Annotated in this window: 15 protein-coding genes and 2 tRNA genes; 4 read left to right on the top strand and 13 right to left on the bottom strand. The window is 50.3% G+C overall.

Annotated features, from left to right (window positions below; translation table 11 throughout):
- Positions 1-52: 52 nt before the first annotated feature.
- From tig to HMPREF2554_RS05875, 5 genes are all read right to left on the bottom strand, one after another.
- Positions 53-1,354: a trigger factor gene (tig, locus tag HMPREF2554_RS05895; protein WP_041321805.1), complete on the bottom strand. Its 1,302-nt coding sequence runs from the start codon at positions 1,352-1,354 to the stop codon at positions 53-55.
- 96 nt (positions 1,355-1,450) lie between these two features.
- A tRNA-Pro gene (locus HMPREF2554_RS05890) sits at positions 1,451-1,525 on the bottom strand.
- Positions 1,526-2,015: 490 nt separating this feature from the next.
- A tRNA-Gly gene (locus HMPREF2554_RS05885) sits at positions 2,016-2,086 on the bottom strand.
- 81 nt (positions 2,087-2,167) lie between these two features.
- Positions 2,168-3,052 carry an Fpg/Nei family DNA glycosylase gene (locus tag HMPREF2554_RS05880; protein ID WP_070554372.1) on the bottom strand — a complete coding sequence of 295 codons (885 nt, stop codon included), beginning with the start codon at positions 3,050-3,052 and terminating at the stop codon, positions 2,168-2,170.
- A gap of 227 nt (positions 3,053-3,279) precedes the next feature.
- Positions 3,280-3,768, bottom strand: coding sequence for a ribose-5-phosphate isomerase (locus tag HMPREF2554_RS05875; RefSeq protein ID WP_070554370.1), 489 nt, complete (start codon positions 3,766-3,768; stop codon positions 3,280-3,282).
- A 58-nt stretch (positions 3,769-3,826) separates the two neighbouring features.
- On the opposite strand from HMPREF2554_RS05875, the gene HMPREF2554_RS05870 reads away from it, so the two are divergent.
- Both HMPREF2554_RS05870 and pepN read left to right on the top strand, forming a co-directional pair.
- Positions 3,827-4,063, top strand: a complete 237-nt coding sequence (locus tag HMPREF2554_RS05870) for a hypothetical protein (protein WP_141744370.1) — start codon at positions 3,827-3,829, stop codon at positions 4,061-4,063.
- Positions 4,064-4,219: 156 nt separating this feature from the next.
- Positions 4,220-6,769 carry an aminopeptidase N gene (pepN, locus tag HMPREF2554_RS05865; protein ID WP_070554365.1) on the top strand — a complete coding sequence of 850 codons (2,550 nt, stop codon included), beginning with the start codon at positions 4,220-4,222 and terminating at the stop codon, positions 6,767-6,769.
- A 164-nt stretch (positions 6,770-6,933) separates the two neighbouring features.
- Here pepN and HMPREF2554_RS05860 read toward each other — a convergent pair whose 3' ends face one another.
- The 3 genes from HMPREF2554_RS05860 to HMPREF2554_RS05850 are packed head-to-tail and all read right to left on the bottom strand — an operon-like array spanning position 6,934 to position 8,767.
- Positions 6,934-7,419: a GNAT family N-acetyltransferase gene (locus tag HMPREF2554_RS05860; protein WP_070554363.1), complete on the bottom strand. Its 486-nt coding sequence runs from the start codon at positions 7,417-7,419 to the stop codon at positions 6,934-6,936.
- Between the two features lie 47 nt (positions 7,420-7,466).
- The gene (locus tag HMPREF2554_RS05855; RefSeq protein WP_013399216.1) at positions 7,467-7,934 is read right to left on the bottom strand and encodes a globin domain-containing protein; all 468 of its coding nucleotides are present in this window, start codon (positions 7,932-7,934) and stop codon (positions 7,467-7,469) included.
- On the bottom strand, positions 7,931-8,767 hold the full coding sequence (locus tag HMPREF2554_RS05850; RefSeq protein ID WP_246826020.1) for a DUF8185 domain-containing protein: 837 nt from the start codon (positions 8,765-8,767) through the stop codon (positions 7,931-7,933). The genes HMPREF2554_RS05855 and HMPREF2554_RS05850 overlap by 4 nt, the downstream gene beginning before the upstream one ends.
- A 73-nt stretch (positions 8,768-8,840) precedes the next feature.
- Between HMPREF2554_RS05850 and HMPREF2554_RS05845 the strand changes: the two genes are divergently transcribed.
- Entirely contained in the window at positions 8,841-9,737 is an 897-nt protein-coding gene (locus HMPREF2554_RS05845) for an acyl-CoA thioesterase (protein ID WP_070554359.1), read from the top strand.
- A 192-nt stretch (positions 9,738-9,929) separates the two neighbouring features.
- A complete protein-coding gene (locus tag HMPREF2554_RS05840; protein WP_013399219.1) occupies positions 9,930-10,223 on the top strand; it encodes an antibiotic biosynthesis monooxygenase family protein in 294 nt (97 codons plus the stop codon).
- 226 nt (positions 10,224-10,449) lie between these two features.
- Here the strand turns inward: HMPREF2554_RS05840 and cas4 are convergent, their stop codons facing one another.
- From cas4 to cas7u, 5 genes are read right to left on the bottom strand one after another with little or no spacing between them, the layout of a single operon-like run.
- Entirely contained in the window at positions 10,450-11,256 is an 807-nt protein-coding gene (cas4, locus tag HMPREF2554_RS05835) for a CRISPR-associated protein Cas4 (RefSeq protein WP_013399220.1), read from the bottom strand.
- Positions 11,253-12,302, bottom strand: coding sequence for a hypothetical protein (locus HMPREF2554_RS05830; RefSeq protein WP_013399221.1), 1,050 nt, complete (start codon positions 12,300-12,302; stop codon positions 11,253-11,255). Before HMPREF2554_RS05830 ends, cas4 begins: the two co-directional genes overlap by 4 nt.
- Positions 12,302-15,070, bottom strand: coding sequence for a type I-G CRISPR-associated helicase/endonuclease Cas3g (gene cas3u / locus HMPREF2554_RS05825; protein WP_013399222.1), 2,769 nt, complete (start codon positions 15,068-15,070; stop codon positions 12,302-12,304). The genes HMPREF2554_RS05830 and cas3u overlap by 1 nt, the downstream gene beginning before the upstream one ends.
- Positions 15,060-16,568, bottom strand: a complete 1,509-nt coding sequence (csb2, locus tag HMPREF2554_RS05820) for a type I-G CRISPR-associated protein Csb2 (RefSeq protein ID WP_013399223.1) — start codon at positions 16,566-16,568, stop codon at positions 15,060-15,062. Before csb2 ends, cas3u begins: the two co-directional genes overlap by 11 nt.
- 1 nt (position 16,569) lies before the next feature.
- The gene (gene cas7u, locus HMPREF2554_RS05815; protein ID WP_013399224.1) at positions 16,570-17,733 is read right to left on the bottom strand and encodes a type I-G CRISPR-associated RAMP protein Csb1/Cas7g; all 1,164 of its coding nucleotides are present in this window, start codon (positions 17,731-17,733) and stop codon (positions 16,570-16,572) included.
- Between the last annotated feature and the right edge of the window lie 522 nt (positions 17,734-18,255).

Genomic DNA, 18,255 nt, shown 5'->3' with positions numbered 1-18,255 from the left:
TTTCCTGCGCATGCACGCCCGCATCCGTTATAGGTATCTGCGGAGAGAAGGACTACTTCTCGTCTTCTTCACCTTCAGAGAGGAACTTGGAAAGGTCTACAGCCTTACCCTTAGTGTCTTTGACGACAGCCTTCTTAAGAACTTCGCCTAGAGCCTTGGAGCGGCGTACCTCGCCCACAAGCATTCCGGCCTGGCCGGAACCGTCAAGCATCTGTGCGAACTGGTTCGGATCCATGCCGTACTGCGAGCTCATGGTGATGATGTAGTTGATCATCTCATTCTGGTTTACTTCAACTTCTTCAGCATCAGCAATAGCATCAAGCACCATCTCATTCTTAAAGGCGGTCTCGGTGTTCTCACGAACTTCCTGACGGTGCTCTTCGGTATCGTGGTCTTCACCGGCTTCGGGGTTGTTGAAGTGCTGCTCCAGCTGTTCTTCAATAACCTTTTCAGGTACGGGAACCTCAATCATCTCAATGAGCTTAGCCAGCACCTTATCGCGTGCCTGTGCGCCCTGCTCGGAGACCTTGGCCTCGGCAACCTGGTTCTTCATGTCTGCTTTAAGCTCATCAACAGTATCGAACTCAGAAGCAAGCTGCGCGAACTCATCGTCAACCTCAGGAAGCTCACGCTCCTTAACGGCGGAGAGTTTCACCTTAATGGTTGCGTCCTCCCCCGCGTGATCGCCGCCGGAAAGCGTGGTCTCGAAAGTTGCATCTTCGCCTGCAGACAGACCGATCAGGGCCTCATCAATACCGTCCACCATGGTGCCGGAACCGATCTGGTAAGACAGGTCGTTTGCTGCGTCAATTTCCTGACCATCGATTTCAGCGGTGATGTCAATGGTGACAAAATCATTCTTGGCTGCGGGACGCTCAACGTTCTTCAAGGTACCAAAACGCTCACGCAGAGCTTCGAGAGCCTGCTCTTCGTCTTCTGCAGTAACCTTGATTTCGTCAACCTCAACCTCGATACCCTCATAGTTGGGAAGCTCGATTTCAGGACGAACAGTCACGGTGATGTTCAGCTTCACGTCTGCTTCACGGTCGTTCACCGTGGGCTGGCTCTGCACATCAAGTTCGGGCTGCGCCAGCGGGGAGAGCTCATTCTCACCCAATGCCTGTGAGTAGAAGTCGTTCAAGGCGTCGTTCAGAGATGCTTCGACAATGTAGTCGTAACCTGTGCGCTGCTCAATGAGCTGCTTAGGCAGCTTGCCCTTACGGAACCCAGGAACGTTAATCTGCTGAGCCAGGTTCTTGTAGGTGCGGTCCAGGTAGGACTTGAACTCTGCGAAGGGAACCTCGACCTCGATCTTCGCGAGGGTCGGGTTGAGCTTCTCGACGGCGGTCTTCACGTCCGTGTTCTCCTCATATAGTCGAATGCGGCACAAGCCTGTGAACCGCAGTTGGTTACTGGAAAAGGGCGCCGCATATGCGACGCCCGCTTCACGTCGGGGCGACAGGATTCGAACCTGCGATCTCCTGCTCCCAAAGCAGGCGCGTTAGCCAAGCTACGCCACGCCCCGTGAAACGCGAATGCTTTTAGGCATTCGGTTTTTAAGTTTACCGTGTACAAGGATAAATGCCTAACATTCGAATGTCTAATTTAGAACACGAAAACCTTAAGTCTTTCTGAGGAATGATCTGAGTACGCCCATCTATCATGCATGCTGGCTTATTCAGATGCTTCTGCACGTCCCAGTCTCATCGGATTGCCGCGTTAAATAGGCTCCTTGTATTCAGGAATTTTTCTAATTCAATACCAGGATGGATACAATCGGCTCTTTGGTGAGAGATTAAAAACCTGTAAGAGATCCCCGTTTTGGCCTCTCAGGAAAAACACCCCAGCGCGAAAACACTAAGAGTTTTTATTCCCGAGAGGGGATGACGAGCTGAAGGGTACAAATTCCGAGCAAACGAGGCACCAAATCCGTGCCCGTCAGCGATTCCCGTCTCAGATCCTCGGAATAAGGAAAACGCCCCAGTGCGAAGCACCAAGGCGTTTTATATATACCGAGGGGATGACGGGAATCGAACCCGCGTCATCAGTTTGGAAGACTGAGGCTTTACCATTAAGCTACATCCCCGCAAGAACTAGATAAGATTACCTGCCTGTGCTGGAGACTGTCAAGTTCGGCGCGCATCGTTTGCGGAGATAGCAGCTAACGCTATTTCTGGCATCCAGGGCACCAATAGAGTTTGCGGCCCGCTATTTCCTCCATACGAATGGTGGTGCCGCATCGGGGGCAGGGTTCTCCGTGATGCTGGTAAACGTAGTTAGCATGCTCAGGCCAGGCTTCGGTTTCATGGATTCCCGGGCGGTCCTTCTGCTCGGTGGTGATGATGCGGCCGACACGCACTCCGATGGTGAGCAGATGTTTGTTATCTTCCCAGAGTCTACTCAGCTCATCATCGGTGAGAGTCTTACCGGGGCGAAGAGGATCTATTTCTTGGCGGTAAAGCGATTCGGCACGAAAAATATTGCTCACGCCTGAGATAGCGGCCTGATCCATGAGGATCACACCGATAGGCCTTGAGCTTTTGCGGGCTGCGGCATAGAAACGTTCGGGATTTGCATCGGTGTTGAGAGGATCTGGCCCAAGTTTGGCGCGTACCTGGGCAACTTCGTCTGGGTTTAAGGTTCGGCAGATAGTGGGACCAACGAGGTCAGCCCAACCGTGTTCTGAAACGATGCGGCACCGGGTAGTGCCTTTCGGCGCGGGCGGTCCGGTATATTCTTCGGCCTCCCCCGCCGTATATTCTTTTTCGCCGATCTTACGGGGTGCGCCTATGCTGGACGCGCCCGTAAAAGTTTCGTCCCCTCCAAAGCTCCAGTTGCCATAAATGCCAAGGTGCACGTTGAGGGTCAACTCATTGTTGAAGGGCACGAAAAGATGCTTACCGTGCGCATATGCGTTGAGAATGCTGGCTCCGTCAAGAAGGGCTGCACCATCCGTATAACGCCCCTGTGGACTTGAGACTCGCACGCTCTCCCCCGTGAAAACATCGTTGAGTTGACGGGCGATACGATGTATTGAGTGTCCTTCGGGCATGGGGATTCTCCTGCGAGTGCGTTTCTGTGGTTGTATTTTGGTGCATGCGTCTGGAGCCTAAACTTTAGAAGCCGCACCTTTAATACGGTACACCGCATATCATTCGGAAGGCGCGTTGGGGTGTTTCATATACCTATAAACTAAACGGCGAATGCAGCGGCATTTATTATTCCCCGATGTTTCGGGGTACGCTGCTGCCGCAAATTGTGGTTTACTAACCTACGCTGCTATACGTCGATATGCTTGCCTTCAATCCGACCGGTTCGCTCGTATTCGGCAACCTGACCGATGCGGCGGGCGTGACGTTCTTCGTTCGTCCACGGGGTAGAGAGGAAAACCTTGATAATCTCTAGCGCCTCTTCGTTGCTGTGCTGACGACCACCGACCGCAATGACCTGGGCATTATTGTGTTGGCGGGCAAGGGCGGCGGTATCGTGATTCCAGGCAAGGGCGGCGCGAATTCCTTCTACTTTATTAGCGGCAATCTGCTCACCATTGCCAGAACCGCCTAGGACGATGCCCAGTGAGTCAAGCCCCTGATCACGGTCTCGTTTAACGGCAAGGGCGGCGTTAATGCAGAAACTTGGGTAATCATCCAGCGGATCGTACTCTTGGGGCCCGTGATCAATCATGTCGTATCCTGCTGCGGTGAGCTGTTCGATCAGGTATTGACTCGTCTCAAGACCTGCATGGTCGGTGGCGATATGTACGCGCAAGGGGTTCTCCTGATGGTGTTCCGTGGCGCTCACAGCGTGGATATTTAATATCTTTGCAGTGAGTGGTGGACTGGCTTCCCGAAATGTGCACGGCGATAGTCGTCTCTATTCTGGGCGCCCTCAGCTGTTGTGTCTCTATAACTGTAGCGAATTTAAACTTATTCCTGTAACCGGTATCGGGGCAATGGCAGGTATTATTTCGGCACATATTTTTCTGCCCACGCCTGCCCTTACCATCGGCACGTATTTTGCGCATGTGATGAGTAATAATGTGCTCTCTGACAGGATGCGTTAGACTGTGGTACTAGGCACTTTTTGTCGGGGGCATATACACATATCTGAGTTTGTTTGATGCCCATATTCTTGAACTTAGTTTTGCGCTGTTTCTCCTGGTAGGTTCGCTGCAAAACACTACAGGAAGATTTATAAACACATATCGAGAAAGGGAATCATGCCCGGTCTAAATTTAACCCGCGATGAGGCGATTGAGCGTGCGGGAATTATTAAGCGGGTTCACACCTACCGTGTTGATCTCGACCTTCGCACAGACAAAGATGTTTTCTCGTCGATTGTTGAGATTCGGTTCGATGCTGAGCCTGGCGCATCCACGTTTATTGACGCTATTACCTCTCAGGTAAATTCGATTGAATTAAACGGCGAGCGGCTTGATCCTGCTCTTGCCGATGGGGAGCGCATTGCTCTGCCGAATCTTGCAGCGCAGAACGTTCTGAAGATCGATGCAGAAATGTTCTATACAAATACCGGTGAAGGTTTGCACCGTTTTGTGGACCCGGCGGACGGTGAAATTTATCTGTACTCACAGTTCGAGGTTCCGGATTCTCGCCGTGTTTTCCCTGTATTTGAGCAGCCAGATTTGAAGGCCGAGTTTGAGTTCAGCGTTCGTGTTCCTTCGCACTGGGTTGTGGTTTCTAACCAGCCCGAAGTAAAGATTGAGCCCAAGGACTGCGGCTGCGGTCGGGCGCAAACATGGTATTTCAAGCCTACCCCGCGTATGTCTTCGTACATTACAGCCATCGTGGCGGGCCCGTATGAAAAGGTTACGAGCGAACTGACGAATTCTGAGGGGCGTGTTATTCCGCTGGGAGTCTACGCGCGTAAATCGCTGATGCCCTATGTGGATGCGGACGATATTTTTGAGCTGACTCGCCAGGGCTTCGAATTTTATGAGAAGCAGTTCAAGACACCGTATCCTTTCGAGAAGTACGATCAGCTCTTCGTCCCCGAATTCAATGCGGGTGCTATGGAAAACGCAGGGTGCGTAACCTATCTTGAAACCTATGTGTTCCGTTCCAAGGTTGCAGAGGCGCTGCGTGAGCGCCGCGCTATTACGATACTTCACGAGCTTGCGCATATGTGGTTTGGTGATTTGGTCACCATGAAGTGGTGGAATGACCTGTGGCTGAACGAGTCATTTGCCGAGTTTATGTCTACACTGGCTGCGGCTGAGAATACCCGCTACGCACAGGAAGCATGGGCTACGTTCTCTGCTTCGGAGAAGACCTGGGCGTATAGGCAGGATCAGCTCTCCTCAACCCACCCAATTGTGGCTGAGATTCGTGACCTTCATGATGTGCAGGTGAACTTTGACGGCATTACCTACGCGAAGGGTGCATCGGTGTTGCGGCAGATGGTTGCGTGGGTTGGTCAGGAAAACTTTATGGCGGCTTTGAAGAAGTATTTTGACAAGCATGCTTGGGGTAACACGGTTCTTGACGACCTGCTTTCCGAGCTGGAAGAGACTTCCGGCCGTGATGTACGCGCATGGAGTGCCAAGTGGCTTGAAACCGCCGGGGTCAACACGCTTACGGTCGAGGTCACTGATGATGCCGAGGGCAATATTACTTCTCTGGGTATTCGTCAATCCTATGCTGCCGGTTATGAGACGCTGCGCCCGCATCGCGTAGTTATCGGTTTCTACAATCTGACAGACGGAAAGCTGTCTCGCACCGACCGCATTGAGCTGGATATTGACGGCGAGCTGACCGAGGTTGCCGAGGCCGTAGGCAAGAAACGCCCCGACCTGATTCTGCTCAATGATGAAGATTTGGCGTTTGCCAAGGTTCGCCTGGATGAGCGTTCTATTGATACTGCGGTGAAGCATCTGGGCGACATCGACTCGTCGGTGGCTCGCGGCGTGGTCTGGGGTTCCCTCTGGGATACTGTGCGTGACGCCCAGATGCCCGCACGGCAGTATGTGGAATTTGTGCTCAATAATATCGGCAAAGAGACTAATTCGACTGCGCTGCGAACCCAGCTGGGTAACCTCTCCATTGCTCTGCGTTCCTTTGTTAATCCTGAGTTTAGGGATGAAACTCGTGAACGCGCCGCCGATCGCCTGTGGTCGTTGGCTTGCGCCGCTCAGCCGGATTCAGACTCACAGTTGCAGCTGGTTCAGGCGTTTGTGAATCAGACCCGAACCGAGGCGCAGTATGAGATTGTGCAGCGGCTTTTTGAGGGCGATATTGTGCTGGACGGTTTGGAGATTGACACCGATTTGCGGTGGACCCTGATCTGCCGCCTGGCGACGGGTGGTCGTGTGAGCGCCGCGCAGATCGATGCTGAGGCGGCGAACGATAACACGGCAACCGGTCAGCAGTATGCGGCTCAGGCATATGCGTCTCAGCCGAGTGAGCAGGTAAAAGCCGAGTACTGGAACAAGATTATGGTGACCGGCGAGCTGTCTAATATGATTCAGCGCTACGCCATTTTCGGTTTCAAATCGGGCGAGCCCGAGCTCATTGCGCCGTACATTGAACCGTATTTTGAGCTAATTGAGGGTATTTGGCGTTCGCGGTCACACGAGATTTCGATGCAGATTATCGGAGGCATGTACCCTTCGGAGCCCACCGCCGAACTACTGGAACGCACCGAAACCTATTTAGCGTCTTTGCCTGAGGATGCGGCGGCGCTGCGACGACAGATTGCGGAGGCGCGCGACGGCGTGGCTCGTGCCTTAAAGGTTCAGGCGGCTGACGTTTAGGGTAATAATCCCCTAGCCTGCCCCCCCCAACCTATATAAAAAGGTTCTTGATGTGAAACAAACGGCGAAAATTACGCTTATTTCACATCAAGAACCTTTTTTAGCGCCCATGGGTTACATTGAGCCAGGTGGGTCTTGAGAATTATTGTTTTTGAGCAACAGTTCTATCCGCTAAGATCCTTGAAATACCGAGCAACGGGCCAGCGAACAAATCCTTCGGACTCATAGAGCGCTCGGGCCGGTGCGTGTCCCGAATCGCCGCCGGTTTCGACCATCACCATGCGCATCCCGGCGTCTTTACTCAGCGCATAGGCGTGCTCCATGAGCCGTTGCCCCACGCCGCGCCGCTGATACTCGGGACCGACAGCAATCACATAAATCTCACCCATCTGATCCTCAGGATGGATGCGCGTGCAGACCCAACCGACAGGGTGCTCATCATCAAGGGCAACAGACACATTCTGAGGCTCCTGATCGAGCACTTCCTCTAAATCGCTGAGCTGCCGCTGCTGCCACCCTTGAGGGTAGAACGCATCATAGACGAACTCGGGGACGTCGTTGTGCATCCGCGGAAAAACGGATCCCCAGGCGCGAAGTGAAATATCCAGAAGAGCTTCCCGATATATAGGGCTGTAAGAGACAATGCGCATTGTTACAACCTATAAAAGCAACGTCTGAAATGCAATGCTGTCTTGAACTATGCCCGGTTCTGCATGGCACGTGCCGCACGCTCGAAATAGTCCCACATAGTCGCATCAATCATCATCGGAAGATCAAGGGTATCCATTGCCTGCCGCATATACTTCAGCCAAGTATCGCGTTCCTTCGCACCGATCGGGTACGGGTTATGCCGGATGCGCAAACGCGGGTGACCTCGCTGCTCCTGGTAGGTGCTAGGCCCACCAAAATACTGAATCAGGAACATTTTCAGCCGCCGCGCCGATGCATCGAAATGGTCAGTATCGTTCGCTTCAATCTCGGCGGTCTGTTCCTCTGTGAGGTGCTCAGGTGGAAAAGGGTCAAAATCCGGGTACATGGCGGAAAACTCGGGATCGGCCTTCACGAGCGCATAGAACCTGCGGGTGAGCTTATCGAAGGTTTCCTCGCCACCCACCTGGTCGTAAATGCTGACCTGCTCACCCGGCTGATTCGCAGAATAACTCATGCGAGCGCTCCCGAGCCCGAACGCACCAGCACATGCCCGCCGGGGGCGGCAATGCGTATCCATCCGTCAGAACCAGTACGGGCGGCATATATAGCGAGCTCACCGGTGAAGGTTTCGGGAAGGAATCCGAAGACCTGCAGGGCGAAAGCTACGCCTGTAGGTATAGGGGCTCGGTCAAACTCCGGTAGGTGCTCAAGCACCATGGGTGATGACCAGATACGGGTTCGCACGGTAGTGAGCACTGCGGCACCGGGGTTTTCGGGGAGTGCTTTTTCGACGGCGGTAAGTCCTTCACGGCTGGCGCGGCGGAACTCGTCTGCGTCTATGGTTCCTAGTTTTTCCCATCCTTGCAGGGGTGCGGCTTTCCCAGCCCATTCGGTGTGTACGGTGACGGGCGGCAGATACAGCACCATCTCGGATTCTTCAATGCGCGCCAGGCGTTCGAGCAGGGCGGCTGAATCTACCACAATATCAAGGGTTGATGGCTTCGCGAGGTTGAGGGCGCGCATACCCAGAATGGTGGGGGTGTTATCCAGCATGGTTTCGGGGGCGAGAGAGCATGCGAAAACGGCAAGCACACTCCCACGGGCGGTAAGGCGTATTGCCGCATGGGTATCGAGGGAACGTGCGCGTGAAATATAGGTGCTGAGGTCGGCAGCGGCGGCTATACCTTGCTGGTTGTTGGGGAAGATAAAGTAGGGTTCGTCGATGCCTTCGTGCGGATTGTATTTGAGGTCTATACGCCGGGTGTTGGTTGTGGTAGAGCGTGGAGGTTCTTGCGGTTCCGGTTCTAGCAGAGATGCTGCGTCAGGTGTGTGTAGGTCATCAGTCATGTTTTGCCTCTCGCTCGCATATTTTCTCCGATAAATCATCCTCAACTTTACCCCTTCGTGTCAGAATTAAAGAATGACGAAGCCCACCCCCACCCAGAACTTGATGACCATGCTGAACCTGACCCCCGCTGAGTCGGTGGGCGGTGACGACGCTTTTACCGCTGTGACGCTAACACGCGAGACCCCGCGCACTTATGGCGGGCAGGTGCTCGCTCAGGCCATTATGGCGGCTGATAATACTGTTAGCGATAAGGTGTTGCATTCGATTCATGCATATTTTTTGCACCCCGGTGATATTACGAAAGAGCTTATTTTTACCTCACAAAGGCTCAATAATGGGCGTTCTTTTGCGACTCGCCGGGTTCAGGCGCTTCAGGACGATATTCCCATTTTCTCTGCGATTGCATCATTTCAAAAACCCAGTCGCGGCCCCGAGCATACGGCTGTTGAGATGCCGCAGGTTCCCGGTCCCGAGGGGCTGCCAAGCGTGAGCGACTACATTGGCGAGGTGGCGCATCCAGTAGCGCAGGCAGTTGCTTGGGAACGCCCAATTGATATTCGGTATGTGAGCCCGCACCTGTATACTGCCCCGGATTCAAGCTCGCAGGAACCGGTTGCCACGGTGTGGTTTAAGACTTTCGATCCGCTAGTTGATGCTTCGGGCGCCCCGGTTTCGGATGCGATGCATCGGGCGGCAATTGCGTATGCTTCGGATTATCTTCCCCTAGAACCAGCGCTGCGCAGGCATGGCAAGTTTTGGCTTGAACAGGGCATGAAGTCGGCCTCTTTGGACCATGCGATGTGGTTTCATCGTGAGGCACGTGCGGATGAGTGGTTGCTGTATGTCATGGACTCCCCCACGGCGCAGGGCGGTCGGATGCTCGCTCGGGGATCGATTTTTACGCGCGAAGGTAAGTTGGTGGCGACTGTTGCGCAGGAGATGATGTTCCGTTTGCCGGAGTATAGGTAATTGAGGCGTTCCAGCCGTAGTCACTATAGGGCGCGGATCACTGTTTGGCAGCACTTGCGATACTGCGAGACAGGCAAAATAACGTCATAAATAGTGCGCATCTATTATCGAGACGCGGTGTGCCCTATGCTAAAACTAAAGCCGTCATCAGGCACCCCTAACTATAAGCCATAAAACCAACGGAGGAATAGCATGGCAGTTGTCAAGATTAATAAGCTCAGCGTGCAGGAAGGTATGGGCGAGGAGCTGGAGCGCCGGTTCAAGAACAACAACGAAAAGCTCAATGAAGTTCCCGGGTTCCTGAGCTTTGAGCTACTGCGCCCCACCAGTGGCGGTACCGAATATTTTGCGATGACTCACTGGCAGGATGAAGAGTCGTTCCGCAACTGGATTGCAAACCGGCACGTGGTGCGCGATAAGCCGGTGGTGAGCGCATCCGAAGGAATTCTCGGGTTTGATGTAGTCGATTTCGACGCTATCGATTAGTATCTACCTTTACTGCAAAGATGCCCCGTCTCATGGGCGATGAGACGGGGCATCTTCTCTCTTTAGCGAAAGTCACCTGTTCTCACAGGTGAGACCTTTTCTTTGTGATGCCCATGAATTTCGGGTAGTCCCCTCAATGAAAGTCACCTGTTCTCACAGGTGAGACATTTTTACCGCGTGCACGGAGTTTTGTTCGCGCTTTGCCCTCAATGAAAGTCACCTGTTCTCACAGGTGAGAGTTACGCCACATGAGTTCCCGTAATAGCGCAGATGAAATATCGATATTTCCATGAACTACTACACTGTGGATTCTCTCTAGGGGGATATCGCCAAGCTGTTCACCTTTTGACTGAACAATCAGTCTACCCTGTTTTATTGTGGCACGTGAACCTTGAACAGTTAGGTGAGCAACCTGACTGTCTGGTTTTGAAGGCACAATTTTCTGAGTCGATGCACGCCCAAAATGTTCATCCGGCAAACAAACACTGACATGCGAACACCAGCTACACTTTGGAGAATCCTCTAACGGTTTTGGCGCATGTTCAGATTCAACGATCTTATGCGTCTGTTCTACATAGTCTCGTGCTAGGGCAAAATCGTCTTCAGAGAGCTCAACCGCAATAGTTTTGTTATGATCGGTAAAATGTACCGAAAATTCGCTAACACTTTCCCCTGACTCTTCCAAGCAGATCCCTTGGAGGGCAAGCTGAACGCGATTCGCTTCAGTGATTTGAGGGTTCTTTCGCACAGGAGTTGATTTATATTCAACTACCCGAAGCGTTCCATCTTCCTCAAGCTCTATAGCGTCGCATTTACCACTCAGTCCTAAAGAATCCGAACGAATAAGAACAGAACGACGTTGTCTGCTTCGTGATGTTTTGGGGTCATCCACATTTTTATGTGCCAAATACCCATGCTGCATCTGAGAGGTATCTGTTTTCTCACCATTTGCTTCTAGCCATGCCCGGCGAGGACAGTACACTGTTTGAGCTACTAGGGAGATAGGTAAATAGCTCTCGTTTGTGGAGATCACAGTGGCACCAGTTTCCCTTCTTGGATATACCTATAAGCGTTTGATGCAGTTTTCACAGTTTTAACTGGGAACCTTACAACTGCATCCATGCCATGAGCTTTAAGCTGCTCCCTAGATCCATATGCTTTAAGGATTTCCCTAGTATCAGATACGCCTGTTTCAGATTCCTCATGGCATACGTAATTTACAATATCTGCGAATGTGTGACTGCGAAGAACAGTCCGCAGTCTAGCTGGTTTTATATTTTCGATACTTAAGGGAAGCACTAGATTCTCTGGAGCAACATCGTTAGAAGGCCATGCCCCAGGAGTAATACTTAAATGGTTTGCCATATGTATAACTGGAAACCATGACATCCCAGTCATGGCTAAGAGAGCCAGGCTGACATCAGTCTTTCGTGGAGTGGTAAATCCAGTTGCGGTTAATAGTTTCTCACCTCCTATAGGATCGTTTATCTCAGTTCCAATAATCCCATTAGTGATTTTTTCAGTGGACCATGTGACTACTTCTTCGCACATACGACGAAGACGATATCGTACAAATTCCCTGCCGCCTCCGCGATCCGCCATTTCCCAGCGAGATGCACCTAAACGCTGGTATTCTTTTGGTATTTTTTTATTTTTTTCAGGAAACCAATAAGAGGCTTCTCCTAATGATGAGATCCAACAAAGAGAAAGATAATCTTTTTCCTGAGTGAGTTTATCAATCATATCTTGCCGGATTTTTTGATGTCTCTTCCAATCTAAAGGAGATGAAATTTCGCCGACTCGTGGAGAAAATGGAGATACATTCATAGTTCCATAAGTATTGTTTATCTGACCCCAGCTCTCCGGTTCGCATAACTGTTTTGCCAACTCATGAATATAGCCAGCGAGCGTATATGCGTCTGCACCTTCTACGGTTAGCTGCGCTTTGGGTACCGCTTCGCGAGTCCATCCAAGAGTTACCCCTTGAGGATGGTGCTGTTCAGCCAATGAGGCTAAACCGTATTGGGCAAAATGGGTGAGCGCTGACGTGTAGTCACCCGCGAGTGTAATCGTAGACATCAGTGTCCTTCCCGTGAAATTTGAGCATCAGCGGCACGTTCTAGCGCCTCTAGATAAGCGGTAGCATAGGGGCCGTATTCCCTATCAGTGGTTTCCATAATTTCGTCCCAACGCCCAGTTAGAAAAAGCTCATGCGCCTGCTGCTGAAGCGTGTCTTGGTAGGAATGAACCGCACACTCCCCTAAGAGCGTTTGGTCGGTGTGCTGGAACGAGTTTCTACCGTGCCCGTGGCTGCACCCGATAATCCTCAACGCAAGATCTGAACATTCCAGTTCCCCTGCAGCTCGGCTGGTCGCTACCAGAGCAACAGACATCTGTTCGTGCCGCCATCCAGCGGGCATACCGCTGCGTTGGCGGGATACCCAGATCTCTTGGCGGGTTCGAACCGCACTTTTTGCAAGTGGCTTATCAGATTGTGCCCCACCCAGCATAGTTTGGAACCTGGAATCTGCTTTACCATCATCATGGTGCTCAGCTGCAAAGATAATATCCTGGGTGAATTCTTCCCGAAGTTCCACAGATTCGGCGATCTTTTTCGTTCGTTCAGCGACATCATGTTGATGATCTTCCAGATAGACCGCTCCTTGTGAGGGAGTCCATTCTTGTCGAACGTCAGAGTCATCATCTGTAGTATCTGTTTGCACCACGGCGTACCATGCGATTACGTCACTAGTACGGGGGTCAGTGTGAATAGAGCTAGACAGTACAACTTCTCCTGTTTCTCCTATTTCAGACTGCCAAAGTTCTGTAGCTTCGTCTGGAGTTAAACCGCAGAACTTTTTGAAGAATCCATGTTCATCATGCTCTATGTCATTATCAAAAATAAAGAACTTAATTCCCTCTGGAACAACAGCAGATGGCGCTTCAGAATCTTGAGCTTTGCCTAACTCCATGGCTACATCCTGGGTAGTGAAGACAAGGCCCTTGTCTATCACGAGCACATCGCCCGGTCGAAGGCGCATATCAGGAGAACAAATTTCGAGTTCACCTGCTCTGTACACGAAAGCTCTCCGTCGGATATTTGGGTTTTCCTTCTCTTGTTTTCTCCGTTCTTCATTCCCCAAGACGAGTTCTTTATACATATTCGTGAGAATCTTAATATTGGCAGGAAAGACTTCTTCGTTTACCGGTGGAAATGCTTTTAGAAGCTCCAGCGCTTCGGAATCATTTAATGGTAAATGTTCACGGACAACTACACCGCCCAACTCGATTTGCTCTTCTAAAGAATCGTGCAGCCACAGGTCGAAATCGGGTTCAGCATATGGTGTTTCAGAACTACGGGCAAACTCAAGAATATCTGCTAGTTCCGGGCGCTGGTACAGCAGTCTCTGAGGTGCCGTTGCTGGCGGAGTACAAGTCAGCATGGTTCCAGGGTTTACATCTTCAAACGCTGATAGATCATTCAGCCAGTTATAAGCATTACGCAAATCTTCGGCCTTATAAGGTAACACAACAGGATCTTTAATCTTGTCAGGACTTTCAGGCTCTAAAACAATTATCTGGGATTCACTTCGTTTACCCAGTCGATTAACGCGCCCAAAACGCTGCGCCAAAGATGAAGCGGGAGCAAGTTCCGTGACAAGCGAGGAGAAATCTAAGTCAATACCGACTTCAAGAGTCTGTGTAGCCACCACGACATCAATAGTAGAGTCACCTTTGCACGTAAACAGATTAGGATGGTCATCCCGCAGTTTTTTCATATCAAACGGTCGCATGCGCCCCACAATAAGTTTGACGCTAAGATTCTCTTTCTTCAGCGTATCCGCAACCTTAACGGCAGTCCCAACATGGTTAACAATGCACCCTACAGTCTTGCTTTGTCCCGCGTTATTAGGCTCCAGCTTCTTACAAAGACCTAGTACCTCGTCAACAGCACTATTAATGACAGCGGTGTTTTCAGCTTTACCATTCCATTTATCAAGAGGTATACGAGTCAGCCGTTTGATTGAGTTTATACGTCGTAAAAGTTCAGCATCATGAGGAGAATCCAGCTGTGAAACGTCAACGCCGATTTGGTTTTGGTTTTCTTCAAGTTCAGACGGTGTTGCGGTTGTTTCAACAACTTGAAGCGTGGGTACTCCTACATCAGCCCCATATTTTTGTAGCTGCGCAATTCGACGTGCCGTTACTAGAAGCTGCTGGTTCAGATGAGCCTCATCAAGAACCATGACTGAATCCATAGATACAACAGCGGTTTCCCGTGGACGTGCGCCCTTACTGCTGCCGTACCCACGGAATAACAAACGAGAACCCCACATATCCGGAGTAGCCGCGATAATAGCGCACGCCGATATCTCATTAACGGGAAGCGAACGGTTACTCAGCTCACCACGAATATGCCCGATTTCAAAGGGACGTACATCGTCATGAACTTGGAACGATAACAAGGCTTGAGCAACACGATAAATAATTTCCTCACGAGACGTTAGAGGCTCCTCTTTGTCAAGGATCACCGTCATCTGACGCAGTATCTCCCGTGCCCGGTCAGCTTGGCTATCTACCAACGCGCGACGACCCACCACCACGTTTAAGCGTCGAGGCACACGAGGACCTGTACCACAAGCAAATAAAGCATTCACGAAAAGATGAACGTCTACAACAGATGATTTACCTGCACCTGTGGGGGCCACAATCCTATCGGGCCATGAACCGGTTTCAACAATATGGGCTACAAGCTCTTGTTGCCAGGTGAAGGGCGCATAGCCTCCATTAAGGGCCGCAAAGAATTCAGAAAAATCTCTGCGCTGAATCCCTAAATTACTGGTCATTTTTGCGTTCCTTATATGCTTGTTGTAAATAGATAAATTCTTCTTCCGGCACGTCATAGGGAACTAAAAGCCCTGCACCAAGATGCCTTGATTGCCCAAGCGCAATAATGGTGCGATCATTAGTCAAATTCCCTAGAGACAACACGCCGCGCCAAGGCTGAGGCATAACGTTCTGCGGTACTTTATGCACATATGCTGTAGGGCGTGTATGTATAGTTCGAGCATGATAAACCTGTGCGTCGCTTTGCTCCTCCACCTGGTTACGAAGTTCAAGGTAGCGCTGTTCACCCCTGGCAGCTGTGTTAAATTTATCCCGCCAAACATATGCGATTGATAGCAAACCAGAATCTGCCAAAGTCCAACGAGCGCCGCCATCTTTCTTTTTAACGGGACGGGTTTCTGGCACAATTGCGGTGAGAGGCTTCCAAAGACGCCTATAACCAGGCTGAACAGCAGGCCAGAATTCATGCGCATTAACTACTTGCCCACCAAAATATAATTTACGCTTACCAAAAGTACGGCCCCACAAATACGGAACAGCATTTAAACTACGACCAAGCTGTATGAGGTCTTCCGGTGAGGTATTTTCCGGAACCATAATAGCTATCACAGAATTTTTAATACCTAAATGCTGAATATAGTGCGCAGGGATATAGTGGAAAGCAAGCCTATTAGCAGGTACCTCCGCTCCCCTAGGATATTTTCCGGTGAAGAAGCTAGAGGCCCCATACCCTATACCGGCAATAATCGCGCGATGAAGAGCAACACAAAGAGCAACATGTTCTTCTGGGGAAAGTTCTTCACCTTCTATTTCAAGGAGGACAACTCGGCTCCAAGGAACCTCAGGGTATTCAGGCTCGGGAGTTGAATACATAACTTGAGTCAAGCACTCGTACGTTACAAGTTTATTCTCGCGATAGGTCTCTATCAAGGCATCAGTTCGCCCTGGTGCAGGAATACGCAGCATCGTCCCAACTGCTTCTAAAGGATTACCTTGGAGATCAAGAATCAGGTTTGGGCTAACGTCACCTGATCCAAGAACTGTAACACTTGTGGATTCACCTAAGTAGGGTACGTCATCGCATAATTGCTCTAACGTATTGGCAATATCATCAGGTACTTGTTTCCAATACCAACCTATATTTCCTCCTAGTGCAGTACCATCAGAAATTTGCCCTTCCTTAGGACGAGAACTTACAGTTATATTAGTTGTATTTCTATACGTAAAACGAATAGAACCTTTATGAACTGGATGGCTCTCTGGTATCTCAATTCCATCTGGCGGGTTCTCCTCTAACCATTTGAGGGCTTTAAGAGAAGCGTTACTAGGTTCTAGTTCTCCTTTTTCATTAGTAACAGCAAGGCTGCCCTGTGCTGCTGAACTTACTAAAGCAGCATGTAGACGGACCGGTTCAGGAAAAGTATCTGCGTTACCATCTTGTTTATGTCCTGTATATACTCCAAGAGGAAATCGAGCAATAATTCCAAGTTCCTGCATTCTATTTCTTCTTTACTTCTTCGTATGCAGCAGCTTTAAGGTCATCATTGCCAGATACCTTAAGAATTTGACCGTTCCAATCAACTACTCCCAGCTTTTTTGCCTCGGTTATTGCTTCCGTAAGTATGTCGTCAGCGACACCAGTCGTAATAGGGTTGAGATCACGCTTATGCCCATACCGTGCATCTAATGTAACAAGTGGATAATTTGCTTCCACGAGATCACAGTTAGCACGAAGGTATAGTTCATTCTCAGCTCGCGATATGGATACGAGGCCAAGTGCAGCAAGAAGCGCCCGTCCAACGATATTTTTCTCGTTATCGCTGCCAAAACGAAGCTGACGTAGAGTAGCAAAGCTTAATACCCATGAGCGAATTATTTTGCTACAAGAAACCCCGCCCAAGTTATCATTATCAAGCGTAGGCGGGAGCCCTCCAAGACCATCTGTGGATGGTTTCCTTTCAACTTTGCCCACTTTAATTCCCATAGCTATGGGATCTATACGGGCACCACCACGATGAGATATTTGTTCTTTACCATCATGCTCTTGATCTGCGAGAACGCCAATAATCTCACCCACGAGCGCACTCCGAAGACGTAGCTGACGAACCTTACGGTGAGCATCCCAAGCACCGAAAAGAGCTGACGCGGGTGTGGTACTAAGTATCGCGCTTAGGTCAGCAGGAGTAGCATTACGAAGAGCACGGTAGGATTCGTGTTCTGTCGCTAAAACACCTTCAATAGTTCCAAAGCGTATGTGCCCGTCAGCAAAACGGTGAGGAAGTTCTAAGTCTGTAAAAGAAAGTGTGCCTTCTTCATCTCCCCCATACACGTTCCCTGCATCATAACTAACCTCAATGCGCGGAATGTTTGCTAATGGTTGGGCGTTTGCACGGATATCTTGCATAATAGCAGCTTCAGCACGGTTCAGCTGTGATTGCTTACTATCAATGAGTACCACCCGGGCAGCTTTACCATCAATAAATCGGGTCTCGAAGGCGAATACTGGCTTTGAGTCCTCAATAAATTTAGCTGGAGCGATCGATGCATGTTCTCCTGCAGCAGGTTTAAGCTCTGTTACCGAAACCAAGGTTGAGGCACCACCAGCGGCACATGCTTCCTTCAAATCTTCGAAGCTGATATTAGCTTTATCCGAAATTGACACGGAATTCTCCTAACCTAATGTAGAACGCTATTGTTCTACTTATATTGCTTGTGTTTACGATAAAGTCTGAAAGGCTTTATACGCAGCGCACGAAATGCTTTTGAGAGAAGTGGGTTTTGAGGTGAGTTTCAAATGTAAACCAACAACTCTGTACTTTTTATAGTATCAGTATTTATGAAGCTATGCTTTATGTTTCGTCATATCTCTCTTCCTACATATTTCTCGTGTTAAGCCTGGGTTCTGAGCACCTCGGAACCATCTTAGGTATCAACAATGAAAGTCACCTGTTCTCACAGGTGAGACACGGGCCCGCCATGACGTGAAGACCCGCATGCTCAACGTCCCTCAATGAAAGTCACCTACTTTCATGGGTGAGACGTAAACCCTGCGGCAGTTACGCCGTTAAAGGAACTGTGCCCTCAATGAAAGTCACCCATTCTCATGGGTGAGACCCGTTACCTTGATCTTCTGAAGGAAAAGGCTAACATTGCCCTCAATGAAAGTCACCCATTCTCATGGGTG

It is taken from the genome of Rothia sp. HMSC071F11 (assembly GCF_001809115.1).
Taxonomy (GTDB): Bacteria; Actinomycetota; Actinomycetes; order Actinomycetales; family Micrococcaceae; genus Rothia; species Rothia dentocariosa.
This window is presented reverse-complemented; position numbering and strand designations above follow the sequence as displayed.

Excerpts from the sequence above, each read along its gene's own strand:
- HMPREF2554_RS05855 (WP_013399216.1), bottom strand. The coding sequence starts at position 7,934 with ATGAGTTATTCTGCGAATCAGCCGGGTGAGCAGGTCAGCATTTACGAC.
- HMPREF2554_RS05850 (WP_246826020.1), bottom strand. The coding sequence starts at position 8,767 with ATGACTGATGACCTACACACACCTGACGCAGCATCTCTGCTAGAACCG.
- HMPREF2554_RS05880 (WP_070554372.1), bottom strand. The coding sequence starts at position 3,052 with ATGCCCGAAGGACACTCAATACATCGTATCGCCCGTCAACTCAACGAT.
- HMPREF2554_RS05830 (WP_013399221.1), bottom strand. The coding sequence starts at position 12,302 with ATGTCTACGATTACACTCGCGGGTGACTACACGTCAGCGCTCACCCAT.
- cas3u (WP_013399222.1), bottom strand. The coding sequence starts at position 15,070 with ATGACCAGTAATTTAGGGATTCAGCGCAGAGATTTTTCTGAATTCTTT.
- HMPREF2554_RS05845 (WP_070554359.1), top strand. The coding sequence starts at position 8,841 with ATGACGAAGCCCACCCCCACCCAGAACTTGATGACCATGCTGAACCTG.
- HMPREF2554_RS05860 (WP_070554363.1), bottom strand. The coding sequence starts at position 7,419 with ATGCGCATTGTCTCTTACAGCCCTATATATCGGGAAGCTCTTCTGGAT.
- pepN (WP_070554365.1), top strand. The coding sequence starts at position 4,220 with ATGCCCGGTCTAAATTTAACCCGCGATGAGGCGATTGAGCGTGCGGGA.
- csb2 (WP_013399223.1), bottom strand. The coding sequence starts at position 16,568 with ATGCAGGAACTTGGAATTATTGCTCGATTTCCTCTTGGAGTATATACA.
- HMPREF2554_RS05840 (WP_013399219.1), top strand. The coding sequence starts at position 9,930 with ATGGCAGTTGTCAAGATTAATAAGCTCAGCGTGCAGGAAGGTATGGGC.